Origin of the sequence: Micromonospora sp. NPDC093244 (assembly GCF_040683695.1) — a bacterium.
Lineage (GTDB): Bacteria > Actinomycetota > Actinomycetes > Mycobacteriales > Micromonosporaceae > Micromonospora.
Genome location: NZ_JBFBEO010000002.1, coordinates 1,319,367 through 1,338,970 on the forward strand (window position 1 = coordinate 1,319,367; position 19,604 = coordinate 1,338,970).

General features: G+C 70.9%; 25 protein-coding genes and 1 tRNA gene. 15 read left to right on the top strand and 11 right to left on the bottom strand.

Annotation, left to right across the window (positions count from 1 at the left end; translation table 11 throughout):
- Positions 1-9 precede the first annotated feature (9 nt).
- The 3 genes from mscL (at position 10) to AB0N27_RS16360 (ending at position 1,335) form a co-directional block, all read left to right on the top strand.
- Entirely contained in the window at positions 10-483 is a 474-nt protein-coding gene (mscL, locus tag AB0N27_RS16350; protein ID WP_354815906.1) for a large conductance mechanosensitive channel protein MscL, read from the top strand.
- Positions 484-564: 81 nt separating this feature from the next.
- Entirely contained in the window at positions 565-813 is a 249-nt protein-coding gene (locus AB0N27_RS16355) for a hypothetical protein (protein ID WP_203174066.1), read from the top strand.
- Between the two features lie 150 nt (positions 814-963).
- Positions 964-1,335 (top strand): hypothetical protein, encoded by a 372-nt coding sequence (locus tag AB0N27_RS16360; protein WP_364369461.1) that lies wholly within the window; start codon positions 964-966, stop codon positions 1,333-1,335.
- 10 nt (positions 1,336-1,345) lie between these two features.
- On the opposite strand, the gene AB0N27_RS16365 is transcribed toward AB0N27_RS16360, so the two are convergent.
- Positions 1,346-2,581 (bottom strand): benzoate/H(+) symporter BenE family transporter, encoded by a 1,236-nt coding sequence (locus AB0N27_RS16365; protein ID WP_364369464.1) that lies wholly within the window; start codon positions 2,579-2,581, stop codon positions 1,346-1,348.
- A gap of 58 nt (positions 2,582-2,639) precedes the next feature.
- Here AB0N27_RS16365 and AB0N27_RS16370 point away from each other — a divergent pair, with 58 nt between their 5' ends.
- The 8 genes from AB0N27_RS16370 (at position 2,640) to AB0N27_RS16405 (ending at position 9,268) form a co-directional block, all read left to right on the top strand.
- Positions 2,640-3,245 carry an XRE family transcriptional regulator gene (locus AB0N27_RS16370; RefSeq protein ID WP_364369467.1) on the top strand — a complete coding sequence of 202 codons (606 nt, stop codon included), beginning with the start codon at positions 2,640-2,642 and terminating at the stop codon, positions 3,243-3,245.
- 36 nt (positions 3,246-3,281) lie between these two features.
- The gene (locus AB0N27_RS16375) at positions 3,282-4,001 is read left to right on the top strand and encodes a protein phosphatase 2C domain-containing protein (RefSeq protein ID WP_364369470.1); all 720 of its coding nucleotides are present in this window, start codon (positions 3,282-3,284) and stop codon (positions 3,999-4,001) included.
- Positions 4,002-4,104: 103 nt separating this feature from the next.
- Complete coding sequence (locus tag AB0N27_RS16380) at positions 4,105-4,443, top strand: PadR family transcriptional regulator (protein WP_364369473.1); 339 nt, start codon at positions 4,105-4,107, stop codon at positions 4,441-4,443.
- A complete protein-coding gene (locus tag AB0N27_RS16385) occupies positions 4,440-5,285 on the top strand; it encodes an ATP-binding cassette domain-containing protein (RefSeq protein WP_364369476.1) in 846 nt (281 codons plus the stop codon). Before AB0N27_RS16380 ends, AB0N27_RS16385 begins: the two co-directional genes overlap by 4 nt.
- Complete coding sequence (locus AB0N27_RS16390) at positions 5,282-5,974, top strand: hypothetical protein (RefSeq protein WP_364369479.1); 693 nt, start codon at positions 5,282-5,284, stop codon at positions 5,972-5,974. The genes AB0N27_RS16385 and AB0N27_RS16390 overlap by 4 nt, the downstream gene beginning before the upstream one ends.
- 53 nt (positions 5,975-6,027) lie before the next feature.
- The gene (locus tag AB0N27_RS16395; RefSeq protein ID WP_364369482.1) at positions 6,028-7,218 is read left to right on the top strand and encodes a GNAT family N-acetyltransferase; all 1,191 of its coding nucleotides are present in this window, start codon (positions 6,028-6,030) and stop codon (positions 7,216-7,218) included.
- 42 nt (positions 7,219-7,260) lie between these two features.
- Positions 7,261-8,028 carry a ZIP family zinc transporter gene (locus tag AB0N27_RS16400; protein ID WP_364369485.1) on the top strand — a complete coding sequence of 256 codons (768 nt, stop codon included), beginning with the start codon at positions 7,261-7,263 and terminating at the stop codon, positions 8,026-8,028.
- A gap of 61 nt (positions 8,029-8,089) precedes the next feature.
- The gene (locus AB0N27_RS16405) at positions 8,090-9,268 is read left to right on the top strand and encodes a hypothetical protein (protein ID WP_364370775.1); all 1,179 of its coding nucleotides are present in this window, start codon (positions 8,090-8,092) and stop codon (positions 9,266-9,268) included.
- A 49-nt stretch (positions 9,269-9,317) separates the two neighbouring features.
- Here the strand turns inward: AB0N27_RS16405 and AB0N27_RS16410 are convergent, their stop codons facing one another.
- Together AB0N27_RS16410 and AB0N27_RS16415 are read right to left on the bottom strand one after the other, a co-directional pair.
- A complete protein-coding gene (locus AB0N27_RS16410; protein ID WP_364369488.1) occupies positions 9,318-10,400 on the bottom strand; it encodes an NAD-dependent epimerase/dehydratase family protein in 1,083 nt (360 codons plus the stop codon).
- Positions 10,401-10,483: 83 nt separating this feature from the next.
- Positions 10,484-10,786, bottom strand: coding sequence for a hypothetical protein (locus tag AB0N27_RS16415; RefSeq protein WP_364369491.1), 303 nt, complete (start codon positions 10,784-10,786; stop codon positions 10,484-10,486).
- A 223-nt stretch (positions 10,787-11,009) separates the two neighbouring features.
- Between AB0N27_RS16415 and AB0N27_RS16420 the strand changes: the two genes are divergently transcribed.
- The 3 genes from AB0N27_RS16420 (at position 11,010) to AB0N27_RS16430 (ending at position 11,756) form a co-directional block, all read left to right on the top strand.
- Positions 11,010-11,081, top strand: a tRNA-Lys gene (locus tag AB0N27_RS16420).
- 145 nt (positions 11,082-11,226) lie between these two features.
- Positions 11,227-11,502, top strand: coding sequence for a type II toxin-antitoxin system prevent-host-death family antitoxin (locus tag AB0N27_RS16425; RefSeq protein WP_364369494.1), 276 nt, complete (start codon positions 11,227-11,229; stop codon positions 11,500-11,502).
- Entirely contained in the window at positions 11,499-11,756 is a 258-nt protein-coding gene (locus tag AB0N27_RS16430) for a Txe/YoeB family addiction module toxin (protein ID WP_364369497.1), read from the top strand. Before AB0N27_RS16425 ends, AB0N27_RS16430 begins: the two co-directional genes overlap by 4 nt.
- A 155-nt stretch (positions 11,757-11,911) precedes the next feature.
- Here the strand turns inward: AB0N27_RS16430 and AB0N27_RS16435 are convergent, their stop codons facing one another.
- Positions 11,912-12,487 carry a DinB family protein gene (locus AB0N27_RS16435; RefSeq protein WP_364369501.1) on the bottom strand — a complete coding sequence of 192 codons (576 nt, stop codon included), beginning with the start codon at positions 12,485-12,487 and terminating at the stop codon, positions 11,912-11,914.
- A gap of 245 nt (positions 12,488-12,732) precedes the next feature.
- On the opposite strand from AB0N27_RS16435, the gene AB0N27_RS16440 reads away from it, so the two are divergent.
- Positions 12,733-13,470 carry a hypothetical protein gene (locus AB0N27_RS16440; RefSeq protein ID WP_364369504.1) on the top strand — a complete coding sequence of 246 codons (738 nt, stop codon included), beginning with the start codon at positions 12,733-12,735 and terminating at the stop codon, positions 13,468-13,470.
- 136 nt (positions 13,471-13,606) lie between these two features.
- On the opposite strand, the gene AB0N27_RS16445 is transcribed toward AB0N27_RS16440, so the two are convergent.
- The 7 genes from AB0N27_RS16445 to AB0N27_RS16475 form a co-directional block, all read right to left on the bottom strand.
- A complete protein-coding gene (locus tag AB0N27_RS16445; RefSeq protein ID WP_364369507.1) occupies positions 13,607-13,891 on the bottom strand; it encodes a hypothetical protein in 285 nt (94 codons plus the stop codon).
- A gap of 17 nt (positions 13,892-13,908) precedes the next feature.
- Entirely contained in the window at positions 13,909-15,327 is a 1,419-nt protein-coding gene (locus tag AB0N27_RS16450) for a hypothetical protein (protein WP_364369509.1), read from the bottom strand.
- A 76-nt stretch (positions 15,328-15,403) separates the two neighbouring features.
- Positions 15,404-15,976, bottom strand: a complete 573-nt coding sequence (locus tag AB0N27_RS16455) for a hypothetical protein (protein WP_364369512.1) — start codon at positions 15,974-15,976, stop codon at positions 15,404-15,406.
- The gene (locus tag AB0N27_RS16460) at positions 15,973-17,295 is read right to left on the bottom strand and encodes a hypothetical protein (protein WP_364369515.1); all 1,323 of its coding nucleotides are present in this window, start codon (positions 17,293-17,295) and stop codon (positions 15,973-15,975) included. The genes AB0N27_RS16455 and AB0N27_RS16460 overlap by 4 nt, the downstream gene beginning before the upstream one ends.
- A complete protein-coding gene (locus tag AB0N27_RS16465) occupies positions 17,292-18,092 on the bottom strand; it encodes an ATP-binding cassette domain-containing protein (protein WP_364369518.1) in 801 nt (266 codons plus the stop codon). Before AB0N27_RS16465 ends, AB0N27_RS16460 begins: the two co-directional genes overlap by 4 nt.
- Positions 18,093-18,103: 11 nt before the next feature.
- Complete coding sequence (locus AB0N27_RS16470) at positions 18,104-18,910, bottom strand: zf-HC2 domain-containing protein (RefSeq protein ID WP_364369521.1); 807 nt, start codon at positions 18,908-18,910, stop codon at positions 18,104-18,106.
- A complete protein-coding gene (locus AB0N27_RS16475; protein WP_364369524.1) occupies positions 18,907-19,458 on the bottom strand; it encodes a sigma-70 family RNA polymerase sigma factor in 552 nt (183 codons plus the stop codon). The genes AB0N27_RS16470 and AB0N27_RS16475 overlap by 4 nt, the downstream gene beginning before the upstream one ends.
- Between the last annotated feature and the right edge of the window lie 146 nt (positions 19,459-19,604).

A 19,604-nucleotide genomic window follows, 5' to 3' on the forward strand; every position in this document is an offset into this window, starting at 1 on the left:
GGAGTACGGATGCTCAAGGGCTTCAAAGATTTCATCATGCGCGGCAACGTCGTCGACCTGGCGGTCGGTGTCGTCATCGGCGCCGCGTTCACGGGCGTGGTCACCCAGCTCACCAAATCGTTCCTCGAACCGCTGATCCGCGTCTTCGTGCTGCTCATCACGGGCAGCGACAAGGGCCTGGCCGGCACGGCGCCCACGTTCCGGGGCATCCCGTTCGACTGGATCGCCTTCGTCAACGCGGTGATCACCTTCCTGCTCACCGCGGCGGCGCTCTACTTCCTGGTCGTCTACCCGATGAATCGGCTGGCCGAGCGACGCAAGCGTGGCGAGGAGCCGCCGCCCTCGGCGCCGAGCGAGGAGGTCAAGCTGCTCACCGAGATCCGGGACGCCCTGGTCTCGGCCGGGCACACCACCCCGGGCCAGCAGCGCGGGGCACTTGATGACGTGCTTGGTCGCCGCCACGAGCCGCCGGCACCGCGCTGACCCGAACGGATGCACATCGGCCCCTGCGGGAATCCCGCAGGGGCCGCACGTTCTCGTACGTGTGTTCGATAGAGTCCCGCCATGGAGCAGCGAAAGCACTGGTGGAACGGGAAGTGGGGGCGGCTGGCCCGGCGGGACGTCTTCCTGCGGGTGGACGCCGACCGGTGGCATGTCGAGCAGCGGGCCGGCGGCGCCGAGGGCATCTCCCGCTTCTACGAGTACGGCAGTGCGGACGAGGCCGAGGAGACGGTCCGGGCGCTCCTCGACGGCACGGACACCTGGCGCGAGTTGTCTCCCCGCCCACCGGGCGGCTGGACGACGTCCGGCTGACTCCGACGCTCGCGGCCGTCGCGGGGCTGCCGTGGGGCGGTGTCGCTCCCGAGGGGTATGACACCTGGATATAGGACCCACGGTCATACCCGTCGCACCACCGCCCGTCCCCGGCGTTTAGCGGCGCGCCGCCCCGGGAACCGCTGGAGGATGGATCAGCAGGACGAGCAGCAGGCGGCCATCTCGCGGATCACCACCGGGATGTCGGTGATCGACGTTGCCGGCACCGAGGTCGGGACGGTGGATCTCGTCCAGCGGGGCGACCCGAACGCGGTGACCGTGCAGACCCCGACCGCCGACCCGGGCAGCAGCCTGGACGAGCTGATCGAGGCGACTGCCGTCGAGGAGCCGGACGTACCCGCTGACCTGGCGGCGCGGCTGCTGCACACCGGCTACCTGAAGGTCACCACCGAGCTGACGCAGAGCGGCGCGGTCTACGTACCGGCCGACCAGATCGGGGCGGTGGCCGACGGTCGGGTGCGTCTCGCCGTGGGCGTGACCGACCTGCCACCCGAGGAGTAACCCACCAGCCTCATGACGACGCCCGGACCCGGTCGGCCGGGACGTCGTCACGTCGCTGATCCGGTGTCGATCCCTCCGAGGGAGCCTCGGGAGCGGATCGACGGCGGAAGAGCAGCAGCATCAGGCAGCCGGCGACGAGTCCCCAGAACGCGCCGCCCACGCCGATCAGCGTCACCCCGGACGCGGTCACCACGAAGGTGACCACGGCCGCCTCGCGGGTCGCCGGGTCGGTCACCGCAGCCGCGAGTGCGGTGGCGAGCGCGCCCAGCAGGGCCAGGCCGGCGACCGCCTCGATGAGGATCGGCGGTGCGACGGCGACAAGCGCGGTGGCGACGCCGGCACCCAGCCCGAGCAGGGCCAGTCCGACGCCGGCGGTGACCGAGGCGACCCACCGGCGCTCCGGGTCCCGGTGGGCGTCCGGGCCGGCGGCCAGGGCGGCGGTGATCGCCGCGAGGTTGACGGCGTGAGCGCCGGCCGGTGCGGCGAGCAGGCTGGCCAGACCGGTGGCCCGCAGCGCGGCCCCGAACGGCGGCCGGTAGCCGTAGCCGACCAGCACCGCCATGCCTGGCACGTTCTGCGCGGCCATGGTGACGAGGAACAGCGGCAGGGCGAGTCCGGCAAGCGTCGACGCGTTCCAGGCCGGCGCGGTGAGAGTGACCGACGGGATCAGCGCGGCACCGCCCAGGCCTGTCGACGGCGAGGTCAGCGCGATCGCCACCACCGCCACGAGCAGCGCGCCGGGTACCGCCCAGCGGCGGGCGAACCGGTGCAGCAGCAGCCAGCCGACCACCACCGGGCCGGCCACCGTGGGCACCTCGACGAGCGCGCGGACCGGGGCGGTGCACAGCGGCAGCAGCACCCCGGCGAGCATCGCGCCGGCCACCGGCTTGGGGATGGCGGCCACCGCCCTGCCGAGCGGCGGGAACAGTCCGGCGGCGCCGATCAGCAGACCGGAGACGAGGAACGCGCCCACTGCGACAGGCCATCCGCCGGGCGGTGACCCGGTCGCCACCAGCAGCGCCGCGCCCGGAGTCGACCAGGCCACGCTCATCGGTATCCGGTGTCGCCAGCCCAGCCAGACGGCGGTGAGCCCGCTCGCGACGCAGAGGGCGAGCAGGCCGGAGGCCGCCTGGGCGTCCGACGCGCCGGCGGCCCGGAGCCCGGCCAGCACGACTGTGAACGAACTGGCGAAGCCGACGAGCGCGGTCACCACACCGGCCAGCACCGGTTGCGCGCGTCCAGCCATCCCACCCTCCCGAGTGCCGTTCCGTTTACGGAACGACAGCGTGTAGCACGATAGCCGGGTGCCGCACCCACCACCAGCCCGTCGGCCGGGCCTCGATGTGGACGCCGCAGTCGTCGGACGCCGGGTCCGCGCCCTGCGCCAGGAGCGGGGGATCTCGCTGTCCACACTGGCCCGGCTCGCAGGCGTCGGAAAGGCCACCCTCTCCGGCCTGGAGAACGGCACCCGCAACCCGACCCTGGACACGCTCTGGGCAGTCACCGCGCAGCTCGGCGTACCGTTCACCGCCCTGCTCGCCGAACCGACAGCCGAACCCGTCATGCACGGCAGGACCGTCACCGCCACCCTGCTTGAGGTGTTCACCGACACCGACGCGACATACGAGCTGTACCGGATGCGCGTCGCGCCCGGCGTCACGCAACTCTCCCCCGCCCACCAACCGGGCGTCACCGAACACATCACCGTCTTCGCCGGTGTGCTGCGGGCCGGCCCGGCCGACGCGCCGCTCACCGCACCGGCCGGCGGTCACCTGCGCTGGGTCTCGGACGTGCCGCACACCTACGCGGCGGTGGGTGACGAGGAGGTCGCAGCCAGCCTGCTGCTGCGCTACCCGAGCCGTCCAGGCCGGAAATCGCAATCATTTCTCGACCCGACGCAGGAGCCGTAGAGACGAACGCGGGTTGTTCTTGGCAAGCTTGTCCCCATGACGCTGATCCTCCGCTCGGTCATCCTCAACGACATCGGCCTGGTACGCACCAACAACGAGGACTCCGCCCTCGCCGGTGACCGCCTGATCGCCGTCGCCGACGGCATGGGCGGGCTGCCCGCGGGTGAGGTGGCGAGCGAGATCGTGATCCGGATCCTGGACGAGCTGGCCCCGCCCACAGACCCCGACGGGGCCGCGGACGCCCTGCGTGCCGTGGTCAGCACCGCCAATCAGCGCATCCACGCCGCCATCACCGTCGATCCGACCCGTGAGGGGATGGGTACGACGCTCACCGCGGCGCTGCTCGCCGGGGAGACGCTGGTGCTGGCCCAGGTCGGCGACTCCCGCTGCTACCTGCTGCGCGACGGGGAGCTGACCCAGCTCACCCGCGACGACACGTTCGTGCAGGCGCTGGTCGACCAGGGCACGCTCTCCCCCGACCAGGCCCGGCACCATCCGCAGCGGTCCCTGGTGACCCGGGCCGTGCAGGGTGCCGACACCCCACCGGCGGTCGGAGTGCTCACCGTGGTCCCCGGCGACCGGCTGCTGCTGTGCAGCGACGGGCTCTCCGACTATGTCGAGGACGACGCCATCGCGGCGGCGCTGGGCATGTACTCCGACCGCCAGCAGTGCGGCGAGCAGTTGGTGAAGCTGGCCCACCACGCCGGCGCTCCGGACAACGTCACGGTCGTCGTCTCCGACGTCACGACTCGCTGACCTCGCCCGACCCGTCCGAGCGGTCATCTGACCGTCCGGCCGGGTCTCCGGTCGGCCTCGGTAGGTAGTTGTGCCATCTAGGTTGCGCCGCTAGTGTCCGCCTGTGGATTCCGACAGGCGCGGGCAGTGGCTGCGGGGGGTGCTCGACATCTGCGTACTGGCCCTGCTGGCCGAGCGCGAGTCCTACGGCTACCAGCTCGCCCAGGCGCTCGACGCGGCGGGCGTCGGGCCGATCCAGGGCGGCACGCTCTATCCGGTGCTGCTGCGCCTACAGAAGACCGGCCTGGTCACCGCGCAGTGGCGCGAGGGCAGCGCCGGACCGGCCCGCAAGTACTACCGGCTCACCGACGACGGGCACGCGGCGCTGCGCTCGGGCGGCAGCGCCTGGCTCACCTTCGTCCGGCCGGTGAACGACATCGTCACGAAGGGGGTCGCCGGGTGAACGCCGACTACTGGCTCCGCGCGCTCACGGCCGAGCTGCACCAGCGCCGGGTCGCGCCGGACGCCGTCCGGCACGTGGTCGCCGAGGCCGCCACACACCTGCGCGAGGGAGGCGGCGACCCCTGGGTCGTCTTCGGTCCACCCCAGCAGTACGCGGACGCGGTCGTGGAGAGCATCGGCACCGCGCCCGCCCCGCGACCCGGCCCGGTCCGACTGCACGCGGCGGGCATCACCAAGCGGTACGGCCGACAGACCGTGCTGCGCGACGCCTCGCTTACCGTCCGGGCCGGACAGATCGCCGCCGTCGTCGGCGCGAACGGGTGCGGCAAGAGCACCTTCCTGCGGATCTGCGCCGGGCTGATGTCACCCGACGCCGGTGAGGTGACCGTCTCCGGCCGGCTCGGCTACTGCCCGCAGTCCGGCGGCACCGCCGACTTCCTGCTCGCCGACGAGCACTTCGTGCTCGTCGGCGCGGGTCAGGGGGTGGCCCGGGGGCCCGCCCGTCGCGCCGGTCGGGTGGCCGCCCGACAGCTCGGCTGGGAGGCGGGCGGGGACACCCAGGCCCGACACCTCTCCGGCGGCACCCGGCAGAAGCTCAACCTGACCATGTCCACCCTCAGCGAACCCGACGTGCTGCTGCTCGACGAGCCGTACCAGGGCTTCGACCAGGGCACGTACGTCAACTTCTGGGACCAGCTCGGCCGGCTGCGCGACGCGGGCACGGCGATCGTCGTGGTGACGCACCTGCTCAACCAGCTCGACCGGGTGGACATCGTGCTCGACCTGACCCCGGCACAACAGTCCGGGCGGGTCGCGCCCGGCGTTCGAGGAGGCCGCGCGTGACCCGGCTCGTCACAGTCGCCGAGATGACCCTGCGGGAGCTGCTGCGGCGTCGGGGCGTACTCCTGCTGTTGTTGTTGATGCCGTTGACCTTCTACCTGATCCGGCGGGACGCCTACCTCGGGCAGTCGGTCCGGTCGCTGCTGCTCGGCGTGGGTTGGGCGGTGAGCACCGCCGCGCTCTTCGCCACCAGCGCGGCGCGGGAGCTGGAGCCGAGGCTGCGGTTGGCCGGCTACCGCCCGCACCACCTCTACCTGGGTCGGATGCTCGGCCTGTGGACGGTGGGGCTTGTCATCTCCGTACCGTTCCTCCTGCTGCCCGTGCTCGACGGCGCGGATCTGCGGTACGGCGGTCTGGTCGCCGCGATGCTCTGCTCCGTGGCGGTGGCGGCACCATTCGGAATGTTGATCGGTACGCTGCTGCCCCGCGAGCTGGAAGGCACGCTGCTGCTGCTCACCGTGGTGACGGTGCAGATGCTCATCGACCCGGCCGGGTCGGGGGCGAAGCTGACGCCGTTCTGGTCGAGCCGGGAGATCGCCACCTGGACGGTGGACCACACCGACGCGGGCTACCTCACCAGGGGCGTGCTGCACGGGCTCGTCGTGACCGCCCTGCTCGTCCTCGGCGTGGCCACAGTCGCCAGTGTGCGGCTGCGCCGCCGCCGGCACCTGCGCCACCTGCCCGTCGGCTGACGGATCCGGCCAATCCGGTTGCCGGCGCCGGCACGGCGGGTTGAGATGAGCGGATGACCATCCGACGGGTGACCGCCGACGAGCGTCTCACCACCAGTTTCCCGCTGGCCGCGTACGCGTTCGAGTCGTCACCGCTCGCCGCGACGCGGGTCGAGCAGTTCCGCGACTACCTGCCCTACCACCAGGGCAACACGACGCTTGCCGTGCAGGAGGACGGCGAGACGCTTGCCGCCGTCTCGGCGATTCCGATGCGGCAGAACCTGCGCGGAACGGTCCTGCCGATGGCGGGCGTCGCCGGGGTGGCCACCCATCCGCTGGCCCGCCGGCAGGGGCACGTACGGACGCTGCTGCACCGGCTCCTCGACGAGATGCGCGACGAGGGGCACCCGCTCAGCGCGCTCTACCCGTTCCGACCCAGCTTCTACGCCCGGTTCGGTTACGTGGGCCTACCCAAGCCGCGCACTGTCACCTTCACGCCCGCGGATCTGGGGTCACTGCTGCGTGCCGAGCTGCCCGGTGAGTTGGGCTGGGAGCGGATCGCCACCGGCTATCCGGTGTGGCGCGCGTTCACCGAGCGCTGCCTCGCGCAGCGGCACGGCTTCGCCGTCTTCCCCGACTACCGGGACGCCGGCCTGCGCGACCGGGACGAGTACTGGCTGCTCACCGCCCGGGTGGACGGCGCGGTCACCGGCGCGGTCACGTACCGGATCGACGAGCACGGCGGCACCCTGCACGGCAACGAGCTGCTCGCCACCGATCCGCTCGCGCGGGCGCTGCTGTTGCAGTTCTTCGCCAGGCACGTCGACCAGGTCGATCGGGTCACCGTCCAGGTCCCGCCGGACGAGCTGCCGGAGCTGTGGCTCACCGACCTGGACGTGCACGTCGAGGCGCGGGTGGGCCGGCCGGGCTCGTCCGCGCCGATGGCCCGGCTGCTGTCGCTTGACGCGCTGCGCGGGCTGCCCGCCGGGCCGGGCCGGGTACGCGTCGAGCTGACCGGGGACCGGTGGCTGACCGGCACGCATCTGCTGGACGGCACGACAGGCACCCTGGAGGTGGTCGCCGGCGACAGCGGCCCGGCGCCGACAGCCACGCTCACCGCTGCCGGACTCTCCGCCCTGGCGTACGGGGTGCTGGACCCGGCCGAGCTGCCGCTGCGGGGGCTCGGCGACGTCCCGGCCGACGCCGCCACGGAGTTGCGCGGCATCTTTCCGCGCGCGGTGCCGTACCTGTTCGCGGACTTCTGAGCGCGGTTTGCCGCGGGTGCCCCACCGGGTACGGTCCCGGGAATGCCGGAGTGGTTGCAGGCGGGTGGATGGGGACTGCTGGCCGGGTCGGCGCTGCTGATCGGGGCGGCTGTCGGCTGGTTCGCGCGCGTGCCGCAGCGGCTCACCGCCTCGGTCATGGCGTTCGGCGCGGGTGTGCTGATCTCCGCCGTGTCGTACGAGCTGATCGAGGTCGCGAGCGACCGGGGCGGACTGCTGCCCACGGCGATCGGCGCAACTGTTGGTGCGGTTGTCTACACCCTGGCCAACCTGGTTCTCGCCCGACATGGCGCTCGGCACCGCAAGCGGTCCGGCGACCAGCAGCCCTCCGAGGGCGACAAGCCCGGCTCCGGCTCGGCGATCGCCGTGGGCGCGCTGCTGGACGGCATACCGGAATCGGTGGTGATCGGTGCCAGCCTGCTCAGCGGTGGCGCGGTCAGCCTGGTCACTGTGGGGGCGGTGTTCCTCAGCAACGTGCCGGAGGGGCTGTCCAGTGCGGCCGGCATGCGTCAGGCCGGCCGGTCCCGACGGTACGTGTTCCTGCTGTGGACCGGGATCGCGCTGGTCAGCGGGCTCGCCGCGCTGGTGGGCAACACGCTGCTGGGTGGTGCCCCACCGGAGGTGCTGGCCGCCATCACGGCGTTGGCCGCCGGGGCGATCCTCGCGATGATCACCGACACGATGGTCCCGGAGGCGTTCGAGAACGCCCACCTGCTCGTCGGTCTCATCACTGTCGCCGGTTTCCTGACCGCCTTCGCCCTCTCCCACGCCGGAGCGTCCGCCCAGCCGTAGCCGGATCGGCATGGCGGATTCGTCGGGACGCCGTGGCGGCTCCTAGCATCACCTGGTGCGCATGACGTCGCTAGCCGCTCTGCTCGTCCTCGGTGTCGCCACCGCGACCCTTCCCGCCTGCGCGTCCGACGAGCCGACGCCAGGCACCGCGCAGACCGCCTCGCCGGAGGCCGTGGCGACCGGCGACCAGGACGTCGTACCGGCCGGCCGCGACGGTCTCGGCGGTCCCGGGGCCAGCGCCAGCCCGAAGCCCGCGGCGAAGGCGCTCGCGGCAGGCAACCCGAACGGCAAGGCCTCCGTGCCGGCCGAGGCCCGCGCGGTGGACACCTCGAAGCCGACCCGGACCATCGGCACCGGCACCCCCGCGAGCTGCACCTCGGCGGCGGTCGTGAAGGCCGTCGCCGCAGGAGGCGTCATCACGTTCAACTGTGGACCGGCCCCGGTGACGATCAAGATGGCCGCCACCGCGAAGGTCCGCAACGCCAACGGGCCGACTGTCGTCCTGGACGGCGGCGGCACTGTCACGCTCAGCGGCCAGGGGAAGCGCCGCATCCTCTACATGAACACCTGCGACGAAGCCCAGGGCTGGACCACCTCGCACTGCCAGAACCAGGACCACCCGCAGCTCACAGTGCAGAACCTGACCTTCGCCGACGGCAACTCCACAGGCGACAAAGCCGAGGGTGGCGGCGGTGGTGCGATCTTCGTACGCGGCGGGCGGCTCAAGGTGGTCAACTCGCGCTTCGTCGACAACCGCTGCGACCGCACCGGCCCCGACCTGGGTGGCGCAGCCGTCCGGGTGCTGAGCCAGTACGAGAACAAGCCGGTGTACGTGGTGAGCAGCACCTTCGACGGCGGCTCCTGCTCGAACGGGGGCGCGCTGAGCAGCATCGGCGTGTCGTGGGTGGCGCTGAACAGCCTGTTGAGGAACAACGAGGCGATCGGCAGCGGCGCCAACCCGGCCAAGTCGGGTACGCCAGGCGGCGGCAGCGGTGGCGCGATCTACTGCGACGGCAACGAGTTCACCGTTCGGATCGCGGGCACGGTCATCGAGAACAACAAGGCCAACGAGGGTGGCGGCGCGATCTTCTTCGTCAGCAACAACCGCACCGGCACCATGAAGATCGAGAACTCGACAGTGCGCCGCAATCCCAGCGGCACGTTCGAGACCGCCGGCTACCCCGGCATCTTCTTCCTGGGAGCGCGGAACCCCACGGTGACCGGCTCCAAACTGAGCTGACCCCCGTGGCCCTGCTCCCCCCAGGCGCCGTGATCAGCGGGGCTGGCCGTCAGTAGGGGCTGCCCTGGCCCGGTGGCCTTCCCGCGAGGAGGCCGCTGGGGCGGCCGGGCTGGTTCGCGACTGCGGACATCGGCGGGCTGCCGGTGTGATCGCCGCCGGCCATCCCGATGAACAGCTCCTTGAGGGCGGTGAGCGCGTCGACCTTCGGCGTCCAACCCAGCTCGGTCTCCGCCCGCTCGCTGGACATCAGCGGCGCGTTCAGGCCCAGTTCCACCCAGCCCGCGTCGACAGGTTGCAGCCGCGCCCGCCAGGTCAGCGCCGCCGCCACCCGCAGCACCGGCGCCGCGACAGGCACCGTCCAGCCGTGGAAGTGCCTGGCCACCAGCTCCGGAGTCAGCACCGGGTCCGCGGCGACATTGAAGGCGCCGCGCGCATCACCCAGAACCGCCCTGGCGTACGCGTCAGCCACGTCATCGGCGTGCACCGCCTGCATCCGCAGCCGGCGGTTGGTGGGTACCAGCGGGATCCGACCGAAGCGCAACAGCCGCACCGGAGCGAACGGGCCCAGGAAATAGCGGGTGATCTCCACCCCGGCATCCCGCTGGAAGATCAACCCCGGCCGCAGCCGCACCACGCGCAGCTGGGAGTGCTCCCGCTCCAACCCGTCCAGCAGCGCCTCGACCTCCGCCTTGTGCTCGCTGTACGACGAGCCGGGCACCCCGGTCGCCGGCCACCGCTCACTGATCGGGTGATCCTTCGGGCCTGGCGCGTACGTGCCGACCGACGACGCGTACACGAGCGCCGGCACCCCCGCCCGGGCCACCGCCTCGAACACCGCACGGCTGCCGTCGACGTTCGTCCGGCGCAGCACCCGCTGATCATGGCTGGGCTGGATCTGCCAGGCCAGGTGCACCACCGCGTCCGCACCGGCGAAGATCTCGGCCAACTGGCCGGCGGCGGCAGGCGCCCCCACGTCACAGGAGTGCCACTCCACCTGGTCGTACGGCGTACCGGCGTCCGGACCGGGCAGCCGTCGGGCCACCCCGACCAGCTCCACACCCCGCTCCCGGCGCAGCCGCCGCAGCACCGCCGTACCGACGTTGCCGCTCGCCCCCACCACCACGATCCGCATGCCCGACCCCGTACCCGTCCAGCACGCCCTCAACCGCCCCGGAGTTGGCCTCGCTTGATCAGCCCGGTGTGCTGCCTTCCCGATCAGGGGCGCGGCGAGTTCCGGACCCAGCCGTGCTTCTCCTTGCCGCGCCGACCTGCGGTGGCCGCCAGGCAGCGCGGGCAGATCCAGCCCACCGCGTCCGCCTCGGTGAGCACGTCGGTGCCCGAGTAGTCGAACCGCACGTGCGGGAAGCGACGCAACCGGGTCCGGCTGAGCGCCAGGCCGCAGACGGTCTGGTTCTGGCCGGGCAGCCAGGCGTGCACCTCCCCACCCGGCTGGCGTACGCCGTCCGGCCCGATCTCCTCCCCGGACGCCGCCACCGCCGGGCTACCGCTCGATCTCATGCCCAACCCGGTTCCCCAGCCGCCCCGCCCCATGCACCGTGGCTGGGCGATGTCGCTTGATCCACTCCACATCGCCGACCTGGCGGCATCCACCGCCCCCGGACACCACCACATCGCCGACCTGGTGATGATCAGGTGTGGTCCGGGCCGGCGCGGCCAGGCATCGACGGCCGGCCGGAAGCCGAGAGTCAACGACGCTGACTGTCAGGTAACCTGAGCGCGCGGGCCGCTAGCTCAATGGCAGAGCTGTGGACTTTTAATCCATAGGTTCAGGGTTCGAGTCCCTGGCGGCCCACGTCTTCCCCACATCCGCCAGTCCTGCACCCGCTTCTCGCCTCGGGTGCGCGTGGCGCGGACAGCAGCACGAGCTGCCCACCCAGTAACAAGCCGCCTTCGAGCCACCTGAGGTACAGTTTTCTGTACTTGACTTGGAGGTGGTCATGCGGACAGTGAACTTCACCCAACTACGGCAAAACCTGGCCGCTGAACTCGACAGCGTCATCAACGACGCGGAGGAATTGGTGGTGACCCGATCCGGCCACGAGCCCGTGGTGATCGTGCCACTTGCCGAGTACGAGTCGATGAAAGAGACCGAATACCTCCTCCGCAACCCGAGCAACGCCGCCGCGCTGCGCCGGTCGATGGAGGAGCTGGAGCAGGGCGATGCGGCCGAGCGGGACCTGATCGACCCGGCCACCGTCCGGGACGTCGCGTGAGGCTGGTCTTCACCGCAACGGCGTGGAGCCAGTACATCAGCCACACGGACCGAAAACTGGTCAAGCGCATCAACGACCTCATCGCGGACGTGATGCGCAACGGATACGAGGGCATCGGCAAGCCGGAGCCCCTTCGGGGAGAGCTTTCCGGCTTCTGGTCCCGCCGGATCGATCGCGAACACCGCCTGGTGTATCGGATCACCAAGGACGACGTCGAGATCATCGCCTGCCGGTACCACTACGGCGACCGGTAGCGAACCGGACCGGGACAAGCAGCGCGGCGGTTCACCTGTCAGCGCGGAGCCACGCCGCTTGAGGACGGCGCTCCGCCCGGCCAACCGGCAGGCAGGCTCCGACGGCAGCCAGGCTGGTCGGCTCTCCCGCGTCGACGTCCGCCCGATTCCGAAGCTCAGTCGCCGGTAGCCGGAAAGTCACGTGCGGCCGGGTCCTGCCAGCGGTAGAGGTCGCGTAGCAGGGAAATCTCGGCGCCGTGATGGATCAGTTCCCTGTTGACGTGCAGGATCCTGTTCTCCATGGAGAATCGCTCGGGACCCGCGCTAGGCGGATTGTCCAGGTCGGCGTCCGAGAGGGTGCGGACGCCCGCATGCCATGTCCCGTACATCTCGTCGAGCTGTTTCAGCGCCTCGTCGGCGGTCCCCGCATAGGCGAATGTCTCGGAGTCGATGTCCCGGCCACCGAAGTACCACCGGACCCGGTAGCCCAGGCACGAGACGATGATGTGCGCCAGCCGCCAGGCAATCGTGGTCACCGGCGCCGGCACCGGGGCGGGAAACACGTGGTCCATCGCCCATTCCCCCGAACCTTGCGACATCGGTGCGGTCGACGTGCCCCGTGGGCGGACACTCCAGCAGCCGCGCACCGGCTCCCAGAAGTACTCCTCGTCGGTAAGACCCTCCAGCCGTGGCCGCAGCTTCTTGCGCCAGTACCAGTCCAACTGCTCCGAGAGCTGTTCGCTACGTGCCACCTCCGCACCCTACGTACGATCTACCGCCCGTATCGCGCGACCATGGTGCGGACGGCATCGTCCAAACACTGCGCTCACGCGCTGCGGGGTCACCGTCCATCCGGCACCAGCAAGCTCGGCCAGAACACGGGTGGTGCGACGCTGATCTGTCGATCCGGTCAGCTCGGCGAGTGTGCAGGCCTGCGACGGTTCATCACGCGCTTAGCTGGTAGCTTGACGCCTCCCGCGAGAGGTGGAGTCAGGCCGTGCTCAGGTTGGTGCTGCGTTGGTCGGTCGCGGCGGTGGCCGTCTACTCGGTGGCGGCGTGCGCTCCCTCGACCGCTCCCGCGGCGGATCCGTCGGCGAGCGGAACAAAGCCAGCGACGACGCCACCCTCTCCCGTTCCGGCAACGGGCGGCGCAGGGTACTCGGCGGCGCTGTCCGCGCGCCTGGTGGATACGGAGTCGCTGCCGCCGGGCTTCTCTTTGGACATCGCGACAGTCATGGCCTCGGACGCGGGAGATCGCCCTTCGGCCGGCGACGCATCCTGTTCACGGGAGATGATCCCGCTGCTGTCCGCCCGCCGACTGACCGGGACTCCGTCGGCGACCGCCGCAGCCACCCTCAGCTATGACGCCGGTCCCGATGACCTCTGGGTGGGCACCGAAGTCCTCCGGACCTACCCCGATGACGGTGCCCGACGAGCGATCACGGACCTGCGTACCTACGTCGACCGCTGCCCCACGGTTGCGCTGTCCGGTCAGGGCGACGATGCCACCCACCGATTCGCCTTGACGCCCGGACCCAAGCTGGGCGACGACAGCGTCCACCTCAACTGCACCGCGACGTCGGGCGCCGACGTGCTCAAATGCGACGTCCTACTCATCCATGTCGGAACAACTCTGGTGGTGATCCAGGAGGAGGGCAACAAACCCGGTAACGACGAACTACTCACACGGGTCGCCGAAGCTGCGCTCCGCAGATACCAAAAGACCGGATCCTAGGCGCTGGCGGCAACCGAAGCACGACCCTGCCCGTGGTCACTAGCTGCCGTCCCGGCTCGCCGGCACGATGCAGGATCGGCCTCCGGCCCTGCCCAGATGCCGCCGGAATACCGGGCAGGACGGCTTCGACGGTGGGTCAACGCCGCCAACGATTCTTGATCACAATGTGTTGATGGGAGTTCGCCCCCATCGATACAGCGCCGCAGTTGATGGCGGTGTTGCCATCCTGCGTCAGAGTCTCAGGCTCCTTGGCGGGCGCCCGACGGAGTGCGTTCACCGCCGTGAAGCCAGCGACGAGCAGGGCGAGCAGAAACGCTCCGACGCTCGCGAACTGGTCGGCGCGGCTCAGGCCCTCAATGGCGAAGAAGACACCTGCAGCGACCAGCGCCGTCACGAAAACAACCGAGACGAGCAGTTTCACAGGGACACCTCTCCTACTCAGAATCCTGAATTCGGTCCATCGATGTCGGCATCTCGGCGCATGTTCCGATCCTCGGTCAAACCAAGTTTGTCGTTGATATCCGGTAGGAAGTTATGACGTTTTTTGCCCTCCTCGGCAGGCTGCGTCGGCGACATAAATAGCAGCGGAAACCGTGGTTCCGGAAGCGGCGGACTGGAGGATGAGGGCTCCCGCTGGGGCGGCATGTCGGGCGGCTGCGGCGGCTCCGGCCACTCACGCATTGCGTTCTTGGTCCTCTGCACCTCCCGGTCGAGGCGAGACAGGTTGGTCAGCCTCGATTGGCCACGCTGCACTTCGCTGGTGGCTGTCAGTGTGTTGCCATAGCCGACCATCACGGCGTTTGCCAAACGGACGCGCGTGCCACCGAGGGAGTGCGACACCGAGGTCTGGACCGGGGGAAGGCTCCTCGCGTTACGCAGTAGGACTGGGTCCTCCACCTGTCCGAGCGCCGCCAGGAGCGGCTCTCCAAGGGTGTCGCCGTCTCGACGCATCGCCAGGTCGTAAATGAGGTCCGGGTGCCGAAGCAGCAGCTCGTCGAGGGGGACCACCGTCTCTCGGACGTGATAGTTCGACGTGGTGTGCGCGGTTGAGCCGGTACCCATCACCACAGCGGCCGACCGCTCAGTATGTGTGGAGACATCGGCGGGCAGGCGATAGTGGTAGAGCTGCGTCTCCGCGTCGCGCGGAGGGTCAATGAGGCGTTCCAGCCGGTCCAACAACCGGGAGATGTTGCTGGACGACGGGTCGAGCATCGCGTATACGAAGGCCTCCATCGCCTTGTCGTCGACAAAAAGGCTGCTGCAGTCGAGCGACACCCGGCGGACGTGGTAGTGCTCCTCGGCCTCAAGGGTGCAGTCGTTGGCCGTGACGACGGTGGCGGAGTCGGCGGTCGTCACGTGCCCCTTGCTGAACGCGGTGAGAACACCGGAGACGTTGACGCGGCCGTGCGCGGGCGACGCCACGTCGAGCCACTTCGGGGGCTGCGGTCCGGCCGCGTCAGCGCGCGCGAGATCTGCACCCAACTCAGTTGCGAGCAAGTCGATCAACGGCTCGAGCGGGCGCAGCCGATCGCCCGGGAGGTCGGCCTCGTCCAGCACGGTGAGGAAATCGCGCGCCTCAGCAATGACCGGGACCACCCATGCGGGGTCGTCCGTCCGGGGTCTCACTCCCATGTAGGACGTTATGAAGTCATCGAGTTCGGCGGCAGCCCAATGGATCTGATCCAGACCGCGTGTCTCGTCCCGAATCTCATGACCCAGGTCGATGACCGTCTCCCACCCCGAGCCGCCGTCGTCCCCCGATTCGCCGCTCGCGCCGTCGGGCTTAGCAACGTCTTCGTGAAAGTCATGCCAGACGCCCTGTTCCTCCGGAAAATCTGAGCCGAATTCTCGAGCCATGGCCGCATAGTGTCACCTCGCGATCACAGATCACCATGTCTGAATTTTCAGCCAGCTGCGAAGTCGACTCCCACCGTCACTCGCCACTGGCCGAGCCGCGCAAGGCGTACGTCACAAGGCCCGCGACCGCCAGGACGGCCGCGACCGCCGCCGCCGGCCGGCTGGTGTGGGGTTGGCCCGCCCAGGTGGTGAGCGCCCCCCACGTGCCCGGCTGGGGGAACAGGGCGGCGGCGACCGCCCAGCCCAGGGGGAGGAACCAGGCGCGGGCCGCGCCCACGACCGTCGCGCAGAGGGCGGTCAGGCCCAGCAGGCCTGCGGCGTCGCGGATCACGAGCGCGGCGGGGCCGAAGCGGGCGCCTGTGGGTTGGGTGGCGAGCAGCACGGCGAGTACGAGCGCCAGGGCGGCCAGCAGGTGCAGGGCTCGTCGCCACGGCCAGTGCAGTGCGGCTGTGCGTTCCAGGTCTTCGTCGGGGGCGGCAAGCGTGGTCGACAGGACCGCCACCATCAGCATGACCGTCAGGACGACGAGCAGGAGGATGGCATCGCGTTCCTTGGAGAGCGTCAGCCACAGCGCCCAGATCAGGGCTGCGGCGCCGACGGATGCGGCAAGTGCCAGGGGTACGCGTCGTGCGCGCAGGTGCAGGGTCATTTCGACAGCAGTCCGGTGGGGTCCTGGCAGGTGAGGATCGCGTCGCGTACGGCGGTGACGCGGGAGAGCGCTTCCGGTGCGGGGAGCTTCTGCAGGCCCTGCCACAGGGCGACCGCCTCGGCGTTGAGCTGCGGTTCCTCCTCGATCATCTCGGGGATGACGCCGACGTCGGAGACCGGCTCGCGGCCGAGCAGGTGGTAGGCGGCTGCCCGTTCGACGGCGCCGTTGCGCTCGCATTCCGAGTTGCCATAGCCGGCACCAAGGCCGAAGACCATCTCGGGGACCACGGCGTCGGGGTGGGCCAGGCCGCCGTGGTCGTCGATCCGGACGGTGATCGTGACGACGTCGGGGTCGCGGGCGGGCGCGTCCCCGGTGAACCAGGCCCGCGTGTCCTCGTGCGCCTGGGTGGGGGCGTCCGGCATCTTCGCGAGGACGGCCAGGCCCTGGCGAACGAGCGGGGTCAGCGCGTCCAGCACGTTCGCGTGGACGCGTGTGACGCAGACCTTCGGCGCGTCGTCGGTGCAGACGAGTTCCCGGGCCACGGGGTCGATCGGTGCGACGAGGCTGGCCTCGTCGCGGGGGACGATGACCGCCGCGACGCCGAAGCCGAGCAGCACCGGCAGCGCGGCGGCCACCGACGTCCGTGGGCCCCGGGCGACGATCAGGAGTACGCCGGTCAGCGCGAGCCCGCCCATGAAGATGGCGAGCACGGCGGTGACCCGCGGGTCGATGGTCTGGAACGGGTAGAACGGTGTGCTGCCGTACGCGGGGGACAGGATCGCGGCCATCCAGTCCGGTCGCATGATCGCGGTGAAGAAGACAAGCAGCACACCGGCCACGGCGAGCACGGGTGCGGTCACCAGAGCGGGCAGCAGCCGTCCGATGCCCAGGCCGAGCCACGCCGCCGCCACCAGGGAGAACGCGCCGACAAGCGTGATGGCGACGAAGCTCGGCGGGAAGTAGGCGGCGGTCGAGACGATCCGCAGGCCGGCCGCGCCCATCACGAGCAGGAAGGCGAGCCCGAGCGAGGCTCCCATCGCGACGAGGACCGGCAGCATCCGGCGGGCGCGGGACCGGGGCGTGGTGGCGAACAGCTCGCCGACCTTGGCCCGGTGCTCGCGGCGGCCCTGCCATGCTCCGGCGGCCAGGGCGATCGGCCACAGCAGGATCATGTACTCCTTTGTGGCCAGCGCGAGGGCCATCCAGCCCTCCGACCAGCGGCCCGGGGCGGTGTAGAGGGCGGCGACGCCGACCACCAACGCGATCAGGGCGGCGCCGGCCGCTGCGGAGCGCCGCAGTTCGATCCCGAGGACGCTCATCGGGCGGCCTCCGCGAGGTGGCGGCGCAGCAGGGCCGAGTAGCCGCGTTCGGCGGGGCTGTCGCCCGGGTGGCGTTCGTCGCCCTGCTCGGCCAGCGCGGCGGGCGTGCCCTGCCACACCAGCCGACCCTCGTTGATCAGCACGACCTCGGTGCAGGCGGCGACCACGTCCTCGACGAGGTGGGTGGAGACCAGCACGCAGGCGTCCGTACCCAGGTCGCGCAGCAGCTCGCGCAGGTCGAGGCGCTGCTCGGGGTCGAGGCCGACGGTCGGCTCGTCCAGCAGCAGCACCTGCGGGTCGTTGACGATTGCCTGGGCGACGCCGGCCCGGCGCAGCATCCCGCCGGAGAGTGTCCGGAGCTTGGCGTCGGCCTTGGCGCTGAGCCCCACCCGGTCGATCGCGCGCTGGGTGGCCGCCGGGATGTCGCGCTTCGGCATCTCCTTCAACCAGGCCATGTACGACACGAACTCGCGCACGGTGAACCGCGGGTAGTAGCCGAAGTGCTGCGGCAGGTAGCCCAGCGCGCGCCGGGCCTGGCGCAGGTCGGCGCGCCCGTCGACCGAACTGCCGAGCAGGGTGAGCCGGCCTCCGGCCGGTTTGAGCACAGTGGCGATGGCACGCATCAACGTCGTCTTGCCGGCGCCGTTGCGCCCCAGCAGGCCGTGCACGCCCGTGCCCAGGCTCAGGTCGAGCCCGTCGACGGCCAGGTGGCGGCCGGCCCGTACCTTCAGCGCCTCGGCGTGCACGGCCCAGGGGTGGATGGTGGTGGCCGTCTCGGCCGTACTCACCGCTCGCATCGTGGTTCCTTTCAGAACGAGGTGAGGCGCCCGAAACTGTTGGCGCGCAGGAGGGTCAGGGCGGCCAGCACGACAGTGACGACTGCCCATCCGCCGATGGCTGACGGCTGGAGGAGCACCGGAAGGTCGGCGGTGGCCAGGCTGGGTGCGACCACTGCGGCGGCCCAGGCCGCCATCAGGCCGATCGCCGCGCGGTGGACGCCGACGAGGGAGCCGAGCAGCAGCGTCGCGGCGGTGAAGGCCAGGCACGGCAGCAGCATCAACGCGGGGTCCGCCCGGCTGTCGCCGAGGACGGCGAACGCGGCGAGCACCGGGATGACGAGGACGAGCACCACCGCGGTACGACGCAGCAGCATCGTCAGGCCTGCCGAGGGGGTGCCGACGATCAGCTCCCAGGCCGGGTCGCCGCGTCTGCTCCAGGCCGCCGCGATCCCCGGCAGCGGCGCCAGGGGCGCGAGCAGCAGCACGATCGACGGCAACTCGGACAGGAAGTAGGTGAGCACTGCCGCGGTGCCGAGCACCCCTGCGGTCATGGCGACCCACGGCAGCAGCGCCGCCACGAACCAGCGCTGGCGCACCGGCGTACGGAAGAAGCTCCTGGATCGTGGCGCGGGCCCGGCGGCGATCCCACGGTCGACGGCCGCCGCGACCTCGGCGACCAGGGCACGCGACTCGGCGGTGGTGCTGCCGGCCAGGCGGGCGCGGCAGTCCGCGCAGCTCTCCAGGTGCACCTCGATCGACCAGACGGTCGCCTCGTCGAGGCCGGGATCGCCGTCGGCATAGCGGTCGATGTCGTTCAGGGTGGGATGCGTGGTCATGACAGGGCCTCCCGCAGGACGATCCGGGCGCGGCGGATCCGGGACTTGACGGTGTTCTCGGGTACGCCCAGCAGCACGGACGTCTCGCGGACGGTGAAGCCGTCGAGGACTGTGGCGCGCAGCACCGCGCGGACCTCGGGAGGCAGCACGGCGAGAGCCTGTTCGAGTTCCTGCCCGACCCGGCCGGCCAGCACCTCGTCCTCGGCGGCGGGTACGACCGTCTCGACCTGGTGCACCTCCGGCATCCGGGCCTGCCGGGAGCGGCGCCGGAACGCGTCCACCAGGCGGTGCGCGGCGATGGTCCACAACCAGCCGACGGCACTGCCGCTGACCTGGTCACCGGCGAAGCTGCCGGCCGCCCGCCAGACCGTCAGGTAGGTCTCCTGGAGGACGTCGGCGACCACGTCCGCGTCGGCGCACCGACGCCGCAGCCGCACCTCCAGCCAGGGTGCGGTACGCCTGTAGAGCTCGTCGAAGGCCCGCCGGTCGCCGCGGGCCACCCGGCGGACGAGTTCCTGCTCGTCGGCCGCGTCCAGACTTCGTCTCACATCAGGTAAGACGACGGCCTCCTCGTGATCGGGTCTCGCATCGGCGTGACCGCCGTCACCATCGCCGTCCGGGTCGGGCGTCAACAGCGTTGCGCGGCCCCGGGTCGGCTGGTTAGGTTGATGCCATGTCCAGCTCGTACGCGTTC

Bases quoted from the DNA above. Each gene is read 5' to 3' on its own strand.
- mscL (WP_354815906.1), top strand. From the start codon at position 10: ATGCTCAAGGGCTTCAAAGATTTCATCATGCGCGGCAACGTCGTCGAC.
- AB0N27_RS16355 (WP_203174066.1), top strand. From the start codon at position 565: ATGGAGCAGCGAAAGCACTGGTGGAACGGGAAGTGGGGGCGGCTGGCC.
- AB0N27_RS16360 (WP_364369461.1), top strand. From the start codon at position 964: ATGGATCAGCAGGACGAGCAGCAGGCGGCCATCTCGCGGATCACCACC.
- AB0N27_RS16365 (WP_364369464.1), bottom strand. From the start codon at position 2,581: ATGGCTGGACGCGCGCAACCGGTGCTGGCCGGTGTGGTGACCGCGCTC.
- AB0N27_RS16375 (WP_364369470.1), top strand. From the start codon at position 3,282: ATGACGCTGATCCTCCGCTCGGTCATCCTCAACGACATCGGCCTGGTA.
- AB0N27_RS16395 (WP_364369482.1), top strand. From the start codon at position 6,028: ATGACCATCCGACGGGTGACCGCCGACGAGCGTCTCACCACCAGTTTC.
- AB0N27_RS16400 (WP_364369485.1), top strand. From the start codon at position 7,261: ATGCCGGAGTGGTTGCAGGCGGGTGGATGGGGACTGCTGGCCGGGTCG.
- AB0N27_RS16405 (WP_364370775.1), top strand. From the start codon at position 8,090: ATGACGTCGCTAGCCGCTCTGCTCGTCCTCGGTGTCGCCACCGCGACC.
- AB0N27_RS16410 (WP_364369488.1), bottom strand. From the start codon at position 10,400: ATGCGGATCGTGGTGGTGGGGGCGAGCGGCAACGTCGGTACGGCGGTG.
- AB0N27_RS16415 (WP_364369491.1), bottom strand. From the start codon at position 10,786: ATGAGATCGAGCGGTAGCCCGGCGGTGGCGGCGTCCGGGGAGGAGATC.
- AB0N27_RS16425 (WP_364369494.1), top strand. From the start codon at position 11,227: ATGCGGACAGTGAACTTCACCCAACTACGGCAAAACCTGGCCGCTGAA.
- AB0N27_RS16450 (WP_364369509.1), bottom strand. From the start codon at position 15,327: ATGGCTCGAGAATTCGGCTCAGATTTTCCGGAGGAACAGGGCGTCTGG.
- AB0N27_RS16455 (WP_364369512.1), bottom strand. From the start codon at position 15,976: ATGACCCTGCACCTGCGCGCACGACGCGTACCCCTGGCACTTGCCGCA.
- AB0N27_RS16460 (WP_364369515.1), bottom strand. From the start codon at position 17,295: ATGAGCGTCCTCGGGATCGAACTGCGGCGCTCCGCAGCGGCCGGCGCC.
- AB0N27_RS16465 (WP_364369518.1), bottom strand. From the start codon at position 18,092: ATGCGAGCGGTGAGTACGGCCGAGACGGCCACCACCATCCACCCCTGG.
- AB0N27_RS16470 (WP_364369521.1), bottom strand. From the start codon at position 18,910: ATGACCACGCATCCCACCCTGAACGACATCGACCGCTATGCCGACGGC.